The following is a 12,521-nucleotide window of genomic DNA, read 5'->3' as shown; positions in this document are numbered from 1 at the left end:
TTCTACCTTATCCGCGCAACGGAATACCGGTTCCGCATCAAATAAAAACACCGTCGCCCGGAAAAAGTTGCTAGCGCAGCGGAGGCGTCGGGAGGACGTTTACAACCGAGCAGCCGGAGCAAGCGTGACTTTTTCCGGAGAAGCAGACGCAAGGGAGCGGGCGGATGGTCCCCGTACAGGGGACCGGAGCATAGCGGACTTTGCGTCTGCGAGGGCGGCAGCGGAATTCCGGTATTAGCAAGGCGGCGGTATCTGTACTTCCTGCCGTGGGTAGGAGCGAGGGAATGCCGCCCCCGTGTGTCAGGCGGCAACTAAAACTACCTTAGCATACCGAAAAAAGTTGCTAGCGCAGTGGAGCCGTTGTGAGGGCGTTTACCAACCGAGCAGGCGAAGCAAGCGGGACTTTTTTCGGAGAAGCGGGGGCAAGGAAATGGAGTGGATGGTCCTCGCTTAGAGGACCGGAACGAAATGAACTTTGTCCCCGCGTCGGAGCGGAGGGGCGACTTGAAGCGATTTTCCGAGCGTACCAGGCGGGACAGCAAAAGCAGCCGTTCTTTTTTCCTTATACAATGGAAATAACCAACGCCCGGGAAAAGTTGCTAGCGCAGCAGAGGCGTCGTGAGGGCGTTTACAACCGAGCAGCCGAAGCAAGCGTGACTTTTCCCGGAGGAGCCGACACAAGGGAGCGGGCGGATAGCCCCCGCCCAGGGGGCTGGAGCACAGCGGACTTTGTGTCGGCGAAGCGGTACGCTGGTGAATTTTGCTTCCTTTGTTTCATTACAAAGGAAGTGCCCGCCCGGCATGAGGGCTGTAAACTAGTGCCTCAGCTAAAAGTAATCCTCCCCGGCTGTGCCGGGCCTACAATCTTTCGTGTTTTTTTATTATAAAGTGAAAATCCCCCCGTCCAGGGCGCAGGAGCACAGCGGACTTTGCGTGGGCGAGACCTGCGGTTTCTATTTTGAATTTATGATACAACAGTCCGGAGGAGACGACCCTCCGGAAGAGGAGGAACAAACAGATGGGCAGACTATTTGGTACAGACGGTGTCCGGGGCATTGCCAACCGGGACCTTTCCATCCAGCTTGCCAGTGAAATCGGCGTAGCCCTGGCTATGGTGCTGCGGGAAAGGAGCGCCGGACGTCCCCTGGTGCTGGTGGGGAAGGATACCCGGGCATCTTCCGATATGATCGAGGCGGCAGTGACAGCGGGCCTGTGCGCCGGCGGCGTGGATGTGGCTCCCCTGGGTGTGGTACCCACCCCTACGGTGGCCTACCTGGTCACCCGCCAGCAGGCAGCGGCAGGGGTGATGATCTCCGCCAGCCATAATCCGTACCATTTTAACGGCATCAAGGTTTTCGGACCTTTGGGCACCAAGCTCTCCGATGAGGAGGAGCAGGAAATCGAAGACATCGTCCTGGATCACGGCATTCCCTTTGTCTATGCCTCCGCTCATGAGGTTGGGATGCTCCGGCCCATTCCCGGCGGTAAGGAAGCCTATCTGGACCACTTGGTGTCCACCGTTCCTCAGGGCCTGGAGGGGATGAAGGTGCTGGTGGACTGCGCCAACGGCAGCGCCAGTGCCACTGCCGGAGAACTGTTCCGCCGGCTGGGCGCCCAGGCGGACCTCATCAACGACCAGCCGGATGGCCGCAATGTCAACGACCACTGTGGTTCCACCCATGTCTCGGAGCTGTGTGACCGGGTCCGGGAAGGGGGCTACGATCTGGCGGTGGCATTCGACGGGGACGCCGACCGGTGCCTGGCGGTGGACGAGAAGGGCAACGTCATTGACGGAGATCAGATGATCGCCATCTTTGCCCGGGATATGAAGGCCGCGGGACGGCTGCGGGGCAACACAGCAGTGGTGACGGTGATGAGCAACTATGGCTTTTTCCAGTTTGCCAAAGACAATGGCATCGACACCAGAGCCACCAAGGTGGGGGACCGGTATGTGCTGGAAACCATGCTCCGGGAGGGCTTCGTCATCGGCGGCGAGCAGTCGGGACATATTATTTTCAGCGAATACATGACCACCGGCGACGGCCAGCTTTCGGCGATCCAGCTGATGCGGGCCATGAAGGACGCCGGGGCGTCCCTGAGCGATTTGGCCAAGGTCATTACCATCATGCCCCAGGTGCTGGTGAATGTGGAAGCCACCCGGGATATGAAAGCAGCCATCAATGACAGTGTGGAACTGGGCCAGGTGGTCCGCCGCTGCGAGCAGCAGCTGGAAGGCCGGGGCCGGGTGCTGCTGCGGCCATCGGGCACAGAGCCCCTTATCCGGGTGATGGTGGAAGGCAATGATCTGGAGGAGATTCAGCAGATCGCCGACACCATTGCAGGGGCTATCACCACCTATCTCAAATAAGTATCCTGGGGGATTTGGAGGACGTTTATGAGAGCGGCAGCGGATTGGAAGGATTTTGAAGTTTTAGATACAAGCGACGGGGAAAAGCTGGAGCGGTGGGGGGATGTGACCCTCATCCGCCCGGATCCCCAGGTGCTGTGGAAAACCCCCAGGGGGCCGGAATGGGATCGGGCGGACGCCCGCTATCTCCGTTCCTCCTCCGGCGGGGGCAAATGGCAGAATTACCGGCTGAAAAAGGAGCAGTGGGTCATTGGCTACAAGGACCTGCGCTTCCGTATCAGCCCCACGGGCTTCAAGCACACGGGATTATTCCCGGAGCAGGCGGTCAACTGGGACTGGTTCCGCAAAACCATTGGGGAAGCGGGACGGCCGGTGCGGGTGCTGAACCTTTTCGCTTATACCGGCGGGGCTACACTGGCCTGCGCCGCGGCGGGAGCAGCGGTCTGCCATGTGGACGCCTCCAAGGGGATGGTGTCCTGGGCCCGGGAAAACCAGCGGCTGTCAGGGCTGGAGGACAAGCCCATCCGCTGGATCGTGGACGACTGCCAGAAGTTTGTGGAACGGGAGATCCGCCGGGGCAGTCTCTATGACGGCATCATCATGGACCCGCCCTCCTATGGCCGGGGCCCTGGGGGCGAGGTATGGAAGCTGGAGGACTGTGTCTATGACCTGGTGAAGCTGTGCGCCGGAGCGCTGACGGAAAAGCCCCTCTTTTTCGCTGTCAACAGCTACACCACCGGTCTTTCCCCCTCGGTGATGGAGTATATTCTGGGGGCTACTGTGGGAAAGAAATATGGCGGCGCCACCTATTCCTCCGAGATCGGCCTGCCGGTAAAGCATTCCGGCATGGTGCTTCCCTGCGGCTCCACAGCGCTGTGGTACGGCGGGGAGAAGGTCTCCCTCTGACGGGGAAGACGGCCCATCCTTTTTACAGCAGTACAGTTTACAGGTGCGGCCTGCCGATGGGTACCCGTCCCATTGAAATCAACACCACAAAAATCAGGACAAGCACCTGACTTTAAGCACTACCCGCGCTTATGGTGGCGCGAAACCGGGGGTGTGGGGATACCCTCGGGAAGTGTGCCGGATTTTTCCGGCATGACCTTGTTCCCTCAACATCGCCGGACCGGGGGAAAGCCCCGGCCGACAGATTTTCCATAAGAGAGAAGGTTTGCAGATTGGAAAGCATCATTACCGGTTCCGGGATCTACTTTTCCTACGATGAGGAAGAACCCTTCCGCTATGTGGTGGACGGAGTAGACATCCTGGTGCGCCGGGGGGAATTCCTGGCGGTGCTGGGCCACAATGGCTCCGGCAAATCCACCCTGGCCAAGCATTTTAACGCCGTTTTGCTGCCCCGGATGGGCCGGGTGCTGGTGGACGGCATGGATACCGCCGATGAGGACCACCTGTACGATATCCGCCAGACGGTGGGCATGGTGTTCCAGAACCCGGACAACCAGATCGTTGCCACCGTGGTGGAGGAAGATGTGGCCTTTGCCCTGGAAAACATGGGGGTGGAGCCTTCGGAGATCCGCCGCCGGGTGGATGAAGCGCTGAAATCGGTGGGAATGTACGAATACCGGGAGCACGCTCCCCATCAGCTTTCCGGCGGTCAGAAGCAGCGCATCGCCATCGCCGGTGTTATCGCCATGCGGCCCAAGTGCATCGTGCTGGACGAGCCCACCGCCATGCTGGACCCCAAAGGCCGGCGGGAAGTGATGACCACCCTGCGGCAGCTGAACAAGGAATATGGCATTACCGTCATCCTCATCACCCACTATATGGATGAGGCGGCCCAGTGCGACCGGGTGCTGGTGATGGACAAGGGCAACCTGATTCTGGAGGGACTGCCCAACCAGGTGTTTTCCAAGGTGGAGCTGCTCAAATCCGTGGGCCTGGATGTACCCCAGGTGACGGAACTGATGTACGAGCTGCGTCAGGCGGGATATGATGTGCGTAAAGACGTTATCACAGAGGAAGAATGTGTGGAGGAGCTGATGAAGCTTCTGGCGGAGAAAGGGGTGAGCCGGGCATGAACGCCATTGAAACACAGGAGCTGACTTACACCTATTCCAAGGGTACTCCCTTTGAAAAAACGGCGGTGGACCGGGTCACTCTGGCCATCGAGAAGGGGTCCTATGTGGGGGTTATCGGCCACACCGGTTCCGGCAAATCCACCCTCATTCAGCACTTCAACGGCCTCTTGCAGCCCACCTCCGGCAAGGTGCTGGTGGGCGGCCAGGACATCTGGGCGGATAAATCCAAGCTGCGGCAGTTCCGCTTCCAGGTGGGGCTGGTGTTCCAGTACCCGGAGTACCAGCTGTTCGGGGAGACGGTATACAGCGACATCGCCTTCGGCCCCGGCAACATGGGGCTGAATCCCGACGAGATCAACCAGCGGGTCCACCAGTCGGCCCGTTTTGTGGGGCTCACCGAGGACCAGCTGCAAAAGAGCCCCTTTGAGCTTTCCGGGGGCCAGAAGCGCCGGGTGGCCATCGCCGGGGTGCTGGCCATGGACCCGGAGGTACTGATTCTGGACGAGCCCACCGCTGGCCTGGACCCCAAGGGCCGGGACCAGATTCTGGGGGAGATCCGGGAGTACCATGAGGAGAAGAAAAACACCATTCTGCTGGTTTCCCACAGCATGGAGGATATTGCCCGGTACGCCAACCGGGCGCTGGTGATGAACCACAGCCATCTGTTCGCCTATGACACGGTGGAGGGGATCTTCAGCCGGGCGGAGGAGCTTTCCGCCATGGGCCTTGCCATCCCCCAGGTGTCCCGGGTGTTTCTGGAGCTTTCCCGCCGGGGAGCCCCCGTTTCCCCCAACGTTTATACCGTGGACCAGGCGGTACGGGAGCTGCTGGGCAAGCTGGAGAAGGGAGGGGACAAAAAGTGATCAAGGATATTACCATCGGTCAGTATTTCCCGGGAAAGTCCCCTGTTCACCGGCTGGACCCCCGTACCAAGATCATCCTTTCTCTGGTCTATATCGTGGTGCTGTTTGTGGCAAATAATATTCCGGGGCTTATCGCCGGAGCGGTGTTTGTGCTGCTGAGCTATCTCATCAGCCGCATCCCCCTGAAGATGATCTTCAAGAGCCTGAAGCCCATTGTCCCCATCGTCATTTTCACGGCGGTGCTGAATATGTTCTTTGTGGACGGCCAGGAGCTGTTCCGCTGGGCCTTTATCCGGGTGACACGGGAGGGCCTGCTGACGGCGGTGCTGATGAGCGGACGGATTATCTGCCTTATCGCCGGCACCACCCTGCTGACCTATACCACCAGCCCCATCGCCCTCACCGACGGCATCGAGCGGCTGCTCAGCCCTCTGAAGCGGGTGAAGATGCCGGTCCATGAGCTGGCGATGATGATGACCATCGCCCTGCGCTTCATCCCCACCCTTATTGAGGAGACGGACAAGATCATGTCCGCCCAGAAGGCCAGAGGCGCCGACCTGGAGAGCGGCGGGCTGACCCAGCGGGCCAAGGCCCTGATCCCCATCCTCATTCCACTGTTTGTTTCTTCCTTCCGCCGGGCTGATGATCTGGCCTTGGCTATGGAGTGCCGCTGCTATCGGGGCGGCGAGGGACGTACCCGGATGAAACAGCTGCGGCTGTCCTCCCTGGATGCCGCCGCCGCGGTGGTGATGGCGGCCATGTTCGGGCTGATTCTGGCCCTTAATACCCTGTTCCCCCCGGTGTTGTGAGGATTTTCGACAAATGATGAGAAACCTGATGATTACAATAGCCTATAAGGGCACCGCCTACCGGGGCTTTCAGGTCCAGAAAAATCTGCCCACCGTCTGCGCCGCCTTTCAGGACGCGGTGGAGACGGTTTTCGGCACCCGGTATGACATCAAGGGCTGTTCCCGCACCGATTCCGGGGTTCATGCCCGGGGTTTTGTCCTCAGCCTCAAATGCCGGGAGACCATTCCCTGTGACAACATCATCCGGGCGCTGAATGTGAATCTGCCTATGGATATTGTGGTGCTGGACTGCCGGGAAGCGCCGGAGGATTTTCATCCCCGGTACGACAGCGTGGGCAAACGGTACCTCTACCGCATCTGGAACAGCCGGGAGCGCAATCCCTTTGAGGAAGGGCTGGCCCTTCATGTCCCCCGGCCTCTGGACCTTGAGCGGATGAACGACGCTGCCCGCCGCCTGGAAGGGACCTGGGATTATTCCGCCTTCTGCTCGGCAGGGGACAGTGTGGAGGATCATGTCCGCACGGTCTACCGGTGCCGGGCTGCCAGGGAAGGCAATCTCATTACCCTGTCGGTGACGGGGGATGGATTTTTATATAATATGGTGCGGATCATCACCGGCACCCTTCTGGAGGTATGCGCCGGAAGGCGGCAGCCGGAGGAGATGGAGCCGCTGCTCCTTTCCCGGGACCGGACGCTGGCGGGTAAAACCGCTTCCCCCTGGGGACTATATCTGGACCGGGTGTTCTACAGCCGGGAAGAACTGACACAAGCGCTGATGGAAGAAGCGAGAGGAAAAGCATAAATGATCAAACAGAAGGGAGGAAAGAGCCATGGGTAAGGCCACGGAGTTTGAGAAGCTGCGGAAACGCCGCCGCATCAAGCGGGTGTTCAAACGCACCACCATGCTGATGATTTTTGCAGCAATGGCTCTCTCCCTGTTCCTGATCTGGAGTGTGGCCTATCAGCTGGATTTCAGCAGCAGGGCCCAGAACTTTTTCTCCTCCCTCAAGCCGGGGGGCGGCTTCCCGGTGGCGGTGGACGATATGAATGTGGAAAAGCTGCTGCCTCTGGGGAAAGATGTGGCCGTTGTCACCACATCCGGCAACTATGTTTACAACTCCAAGGGGGCGAGGCTGGCCACCTTCCTCAACAGCTACAACATTCCTGTCACCTATACTGCCGGAGGCAAGCTGCTCACCTTTGATGCCGGAGGCAATGGCCTGCGGGTGGACAATAAGTCGGAGGAACTGTATCAGCTGACCACCGAGGGCAAAATCACCGCCGGGGCCATTTGTGAGACGGGAGCTTTTGCTGTAGCGGACAGCGAGCGGGGAAGCCTGGGCCGGGTGACGGTGTATAACGCCCAGTGTGAGGAAATGTACCGCTGGACCACGGGAAAATGTTATCTGTATCAGCTGGCCATGGACCAGAACGGGGAGATGTTCTGCGCCGCCGGCGTGCAGGTGGTGGACGGCAGCCTGGTCAGCCAGCTTCATTTCCATCATCTGAACAAGGAGCAGGAAGCGGGATATGTGGAGCTGCCGGATGAGCTGGTGCTGTCTTTGTGCTGGAACAACTCCGGGAGGCTCCAGGTGATCACCGACCGCTCCATGCGGATCTATGACAAAAACGGGGTGGAAATGGCCAAAGGGGATGTTCCATCGGATTTGACCAATTTTGAAAACTCTCCCGGAGGATATATTTATCTGGCCAGCGGCGATTATCGGGCCGCCGAGGGAGCACTGGTGGCGGCTTATGACGAAAAGCTCCAGCAGACCGGCACCATCCGCCTGGGAGAGAAGATTTTCTCTATGCAGCATGACAGCGGCCGCCTGCTTCTGCTGACAGACAAGCAGCTGTATCTGGCGGATCAAAATTTGTCTCAGCTCAAACCCCGAGAAGGCAGAGGCCTGTTCTATGTGGCCAGCGTAGGCAACCACTTGTACGGTATCGCCGAGGAAGGACTGGTGTACGAGGGCCTGTGATAAATGGGGAACGGAGGCAGCCGGGCTTTTGAATGCGGGTGTTTTTCTGTTTTCTGGAAAATACAGGCAGTTCTGAGGTGATGAGAACGACAGCAGCTGTTATCAGCCGAAGTCGTAAAGAATGAACCACAAGTTTCAGATACCGATAAAACGTCTGAAACGGCAGGTTAAGAAACGTTTTTGACCCCTCCTTCGACCCAGGGTGGGAGCATCATGAAAAAGGAGGACCTTTTGGAATGAGCATGGCGATTATATGGGATCTTCTGCTGGGCCTTTGCCTGATCGCAGTGATCTGGAATTGTTGGCGGCAGGGATTTGTATCAGCACTGCTGAGCCTCATCGGTGTGGTAGCCGGCTATGTGGGAGCGGCCATCCTCAGCGCCCCTATCAGCCGGTGGATCTATGAAGCCCTGCTGCGGGAAAACCTCATTTCCGGTGTGGCGCAGCAGCTGCCGGAGCAGGTGGGAGGATTTTCTCCCGAATCGGCCGAGCAGCTGAGCCAGCTGGCACAGCTGGGAGATGAGGCCCTGGAGGCCATCCATGAGGCGCTGGAACAGGTGGGTATTACACAGATGCCTTTGGGAGGCGGCGAGAGCCTGGCCGATTCCGCTGAGAAAGTGCTGGATACCCTGGCGGCGGGAGGCTCCACCCTGGCGGAAGCAGTGGTGGATACGGTAATGGCTCCGGTCATACTGTTTCTCATCCAGGCGGTTTGTTTTTTGGTGATTTTCTCCATCATTTCTTTGGTGTTCCGGTTTTTGGTGTCTCTGGGACGGGGCGTCAACCATATCCCGGTGGTGGGACAGCTCAACCAGCTGCTGGGGCTGGGGGTTGGCGTGGTCAAGGCCGCTATCGAGGGCTATATCGCTGTACTGCTGCTGATGCTTATTGTAGGTCTGACCAAGGGCTCCCTGGATTTCCTCAATTATCAGGTGTTGGAGGATACCGTTCTCATCCGGTGGATCGCCGGTTGGCCCCTGCCATTCTAGGGGCAAGGGACGGTTGCGGGCAAAAGAGTATGCTGTACCGGCAGAGAAGCCAAATTTTCCCTGCCGTTCATGAAAAATTCACAGCGCATGGTTATAATAGGCACCATGAAGGACTGTCCTTCGAAAATTTTTGAAAAACCGGACCTTTGGGGCGCGGCTTTGCCAAAGCGGAAGCCCTGAGGTTCCAAAGCCCTTTCTTTGACAGACATAGCACTGCCCAGGCGGGCAATCCTAAATTCCGGTACCGGCGGCATGGCTGCCCCGGAATACAACGGCTTTTCCCGGGAGCAAAAGCGGGAAAGGCGATGGGAGGAACAGATGAACAGTAATATGCTTTGCAGCCGATGCCACAAACGTTTGGCTGTAATCTATATGACCCGGATGGAAAACGGCCAGACCATCAATGAGGGCCTTTGTCTCAAATGCGCCCGGGAGCTGGGCCTGAAGCCGGTGGACGATATGATGGAGCGGATGGGCCTGACCGATGAGGACATCGACAACGCCAGCGACCAGATGATGGAGCTGATGGGGGACGACGGAAACGGCCTCTTTGAACAGGGGGGCGCCATGCCTTTCCCCTTCCTGCAGAACATCTTCAACACCGGGGAGCAGAAGAGCTCCGATGACAATGCCATCCGCCGCCGGGATGAAAAGGAGAAAAAAGAGAACTCCAGGGATCAGAAAGAACCCCAGCGGCCCCGCTACAAGTTCCTGGAGGGCTTCTGTGAAAACCTCAATGAAAAGGCCGCCCAGGGTCGCATGGACCCGGTCATCGGCGGGGAAGAGGAGATTTACCGGTTTATCCAGACCCTCAACCGCCGCACCAAAAATAATCCCTGCCTCATTGGTGAGCCGGGTGTGGGCAAAACCGCCATCGCCGAGGGAATCGCTCAGCGGATCGTGGCGGGACAGGGTCCCTCCAAGCTGGCGGGTAAGGAAATTTTTCTGCTGGACCTCACCCGCCTGGGGGCAGGCACCCAGTTCCGGGGCCAGTTTGAAAGCCGGGTCAAGGGCCTGGTGGAGGATGTGAAAAAGCACGGCAAAGCCATTCTCTTTATTGACGAGGTCCATACCCTGGTGGGAGTGGGGGACAGCGAGGGCTCCATGAACGCCGCCAACATCCTCAAGCCTGCCCTTTCCAGGGGAGAGATTCAGGTGATCGGCGCTACCACCTTTAATGAATACCGCAAGAACATTGAGAAGGACGCCGCTCTGGAGCGCCGCTTCCAGACAGTGAAGGTGGCGGAACCCACCATCAGCGATGCCATTCAGATCCTCAAGGGCGTGCGGCAATATTATGAAAGCTACCATCGGGTGTCGGTGAGCGATCAGATGGCGGAACGGGCGGTAGTGCTGGCAGAGCGGTATATCAATGACCGTTTCCTGCCGGACAAGGCCATCGACCTGCTGGATGAGGCCTGCTCCTGCGCTTCCCTGGAAAACAAGGAGCTGGCGGAGTATGACCGGCTGTACAAGGAAAAGGTGGAGCTGGACCAGAAGATCGCCGACACCGAAAAGCAGACCGAAGTGGATTATGAAGCCCTGGCGGGAATGAAAGCTCAGGCGGCTCAGATGGAGCAGCAGTTGGAAGAGCTGTCCAAAACCGCCCTGAACCATCCTGTGACCGAGGACGATTTTGCCCGGGTCATCCAGCTGTGGACGGGGATTCCCGCCAGCAAGATCAAGGAGACCGAGGTGCGCCGGGTGGCGGACCTGGAGGAGAACCTGTCCAAAAAGATCATCGGTCAAAAGGAAGCCATCGACACCGTTTCCGCGGCGGTGCGCCGCAGCCGGGTGCGGATCAGCCCCAAAAAACGTCCTGCTTCCTTTATCTTTGTGGGCCCCACCGGTGTGGGCAAAACCGAGCTGGTGAAGGTCCTCAGCCAGCAGCTGTTTGATAATGTGGAGCCTCTTATCCGTCTGGATATGTCCGAGTTTATGGAGAAACACTCCGTTTCCCGGATCATCGGTTCACCCCCCGGCTATGTGGGTTATGATGAAGCGGGACAGCTGACTGAAAAGGTGCGCCGCCGCCCCTATTCCATCGTGCTGCTGGACGAGATCGAAAAGGCTCATCCTGATGTGATGAACATCCTGCTGCAGATCCTGGACGAGGGCCATATCACCGACGCCCAGGGCAGGGATGTCTCCTTTGAAAATACCATCATCATCATGACCTCCAACGCCGGAAGCCAGCGGAAGGATGGGGCCATGGGCTTCAACAAGCAGCCCTATGACGCCGCAAAGGACAAGGCGCTCACCGCCCTGCGGGACTTCCTGCGTCCGGAATTCCTGGCCCGTGTGGATGAGATCGTGGTGTTCCGGCCCTTGGATCAGGAGGACTTTAAGAAGATCGCCCGGCTGATGGCCGACGAGCTGAAGCCCGGTTTGCTGGAGCGGGGAGTTCACTTTGACTGCTCCGATGAAGCCCTGGCGCTCATTGCCCAGGAGGCATACGGCCACCGCAACGGCGCACGTGACATCCGCAAGGAGCTGCGGCGCACAGTGGAGGACCCCATCTGCCTGATGCTGGCAGAGCACCCGGAGGATCATCCCGCTCTGATGAAAGCGGTGGTGAAGGACGGCAAGATCGTCATTGAGACCGCATAAAAAAGATATTTTCCCTTTGATCTGGAAGAGCGTCCCATTAGCCGCAGTCTGTAAGGGGGCAACAGGCATTGTATACGGGTTGGGAAAAATCCCGGCCTGATGGATGCAGTCCTCTGCCCAAACAGGAGCAAGGGAGATGCTTGAGTTGCAAGAGAAGAATATCGTTTCCTGTTATGGATGCTATGATTACAATGAGGAATGGTGCATGGTGGAAATGCTGCTGGACTGTTCCCCGGGTGAGATCCATTGGGATGCTATCTGCGTTCCCCAGGAAGGGGTCAGCCCCAGCAATTGGCAGTGTCCCTATATGGAGCAGTATCTCAACGAGGAAGGGACTGAAAAAGTCTGCGAGACCTTTGACTGCCCTGCTGAGGATGCGAATTTTTCCAGAGTGGTATTCTTTCTTTATAAGGTTCCGGCGCCTGCCCTCCGTACCCAGTGGGGAGATTTTCCGCTGGAGCCCCTGGAGCAAGTTCCTGAAAGACTGAAAAGCATCATTGAGTTTGAGAACTGAAAGATGCCGAAGAAATGATCTTTTCCATCCAGTCTGTCCCTCTTTTTTGAAACAGAACTCCCCCATGCCTTAGGTGTGGGGGAGTTTGTGTATATCAAAAACATCCGGTATTCTTTCAGGAGGGGATTCCGCTGTGTGGAATATGAATTTGCTTTTTGGTAAAACCAGATTTCAAATTCCTGTATCTGATTGAATTTTTTCCTAAGGTGAGGGGGGCGGCGGTTTATCCGCCGCCCCCCTTTGGCCGCCTTCGGCGGCCAACTCTTCCACCAAAGAAGCGAGTGGATTGTCGGGCTTTACCCCGACAACCGGCGAGCGGGCGATACTGTCCACGCCAGCCAGGA

At 58.1% G+C, this 12,521-nt stretch carries 10 protein-coding genes; all 10 read left to right on the top strand.

Going from position 1 to position 12,521, the window contains the following annotated elements; translation table 11 throughout:
- Positions 1-1,018 precede the first annotated feature (1,018 nt).
- Positions 1,019-2,368 carry a phosphoglucosamine mutase gene (gene glmM, locus BQ5383_RS04470; protein ID WP_071429600.1) on the top strand — a complete coding sequence of 450 codons (1,350 nt, stop codon included), beginning with the start codon at positions 1,019-1,021 and terminating at the stop codon, positions 2,366-2,368.
- Positions 2,369-2,395: 27 nt separating this feature from the next.
- Positions 2,396-3,274 carry a class I SAM-dependent methyltransferase gene (locus tag BQ5383_RS04465; RefSeq protein WP_071429598.1) on the top strand — a complete coding sequence of 293 codons (879 nt, stop codon included), beginning with the start codon at positions 2,396-2,398 and terminating at the stop codon, positions 3,272-3,274.
- Positions 3,275-3,546: 272 nt separating this feature from the next.
- On the top strand, positions 3,547-4,407 hold the full coding sequence (locus tag BQ5383_RS04460) for an energy-coupling factor transporter ATPase (protein ID WP_076944437.1): 861 nt from the start codon (positions 3,547-3,549) through the stop codon (positions 4,405-4,407).
- Positions 4,404-5,270: an energy-coupling factor transporter ATPase gene (locus tag BQ5383_RS04455; RefSeq protein WP_071429596.1), complete on the top strand. Its 867-nt coding sequence runs from the start codon at positions 4,404-4,406 to the stop codon at positions 5,268-5,270. The genes BQ5383_RS04460 and BQ5383_RS04455 overlap by 4 nt, the downstream gene beginning before the upstream one ends.
- The gene (locus BQ5383_RS04450; RefSeq protein WP_071429594.1) at positions 5,267-6,079 is read left to right on the top strand and encodes an energy-coupling factor transporter transmembrane component T family protein; all 813 of its coding nucleotides are present in this window, start codon (positions 5,267-5,269) and stop codon (positions 6,077-6,079) included. Before BQ5383_RS04455 ends, BQ5383_RS04450 begins: the two co-directional genes overlap by 4 nt.
- Positions 6,080-6,092: 13 nt before the next feature.
- On the top strand, positions 6,093-6,881 hold the full coding sequence (truA, locus tag BQ5383_RS04445) for a tRNA pseudouridine(38-40) synthase TruA (RefSeq protein WP_235821935.1): 789 nt from the start codon (positions 6,093-6,095) through the stop codon (positions 6,879-6,881).
- A gap of 28 nt (positions 6,882-6,909) precedes the next feature.
- On the top strand, positions 6,910-8,064 hold the full coding sequence (locus BQ5383_RS04440) for a DUF5711 family protein (protein WP_071429592.1): 1,155 nt from the start codon (positions 6,910-6,912) through the stop codon (positions 8,062-8,064).
- A 236-nt stretch (positions 8,065-8,300) separates the two neighbouring features.
- Positions 8,301-9,053: a hypothetical protein gene (locus BQ5383_RS04435; RefSeq protein ID WP_071429590.1), complete on the top strand. Its 753-nt coding sequence runs from the start codon at positions 8,301-8,303 to the stop codon at positions 9,051-9,053.
- A gap of 318 nt (positions 9,054-9,371) precedes the next feature.
- Positions 9,372-11,663: an ATP-dependent Clp protease ATP-binding subunit gene (locus BQ5383_RS04425; protein ID WP_235821934.1), complete on the top strand. Its 2,292-nt coding sequence runs from the start codon at positions 9,372-9,374 to the stop codon at positions 11,661-11,663.
- Between the two features lie 136 nt (positions 11,664-11,799).
- A complete protein-coding gene (locus BQ5383_RS04420; RefSeq protein WP_071429586.1) occupies positions 11,800-12,177 on the top strand; it encodes a hypothetical protein in 378 nt (125 codons plus the stop codon).
- Positions 12,178-12,521 lie beyond the last annotated feature (344 nt).

The organism is Angelakisella massiliensis (assembly GCF_900104675.1).
GTDB classification, from domain to species: domain Bacteria; phylum Bacillota; class Clostridia; order Oscillospirales; family Ruminococcaceae; genus Angelakisella; species Angelakisella massiliensis.
Note: the sequence above shows the minus strand (reverse complement) of the source record. Positions and strands in the feature narration are given on the sequence as shown.

Excerpts from the sequence above, each read along its gene's own strand:
- BQ5383_RS04435 (WP_071429590.1), top strand. The coding sequence starts at position 8,301 with ATGAGCATGGCGATTATATGGGATCTTCTGCTGGGCCTTTGCCTGATC.
- BQ5383_RS04425 (WP_235821934.1), top strand. The coding sequence starts at position 9,372 with ATGAACAGTAATATGCTTTGCAGCCGATGCCACAAACGTTTGGCTGTA.
- BQ5383_RS04455 (WP_071429596.1), top strand. The coding sequence starts at position 4,404 with ATGAACGCCATTGAAACACAGGAGCTGACTTACACCTATTCCAAGGGT.
- BQ5383_RS04465 (WP_071429598.1), top strand. The coding sequence starts at position 2,396 with ATGAGAGCGGCAGCGGATTGGAAGGATTTTGAAGTTTTAGATACAAGC.
- BQ5383_RS04440 (WP_071429592.1), top strand. The coding sequence starts at position 6,910 with ATGGGTAAGGCCACGGAGTTTGAGAAGCTGCGGAAACGCCGCCGCATC.
- glmM (WP_071429600.1), top strand. The coding sequence starts at position 1,019 with ATGGGCAGACTATTTGGTACAGACGGTGTCCGGGGCATTGCCAACCGG.
- truA (WP_235821935.1), top strand. The coding sequence starts at position 6,093 with ATGATGAGAAACCTGATGATTACAATAGCCTATAAGGGCACCGCCTAC.
- BQ5383_RS04420 (WP_071429586.1), top strand. The coding sequence starts at position 11,800 with ATGCTTGAGTTGCAAGAGAAGAATATCGTTTCCTGTTATGGATGCTAT.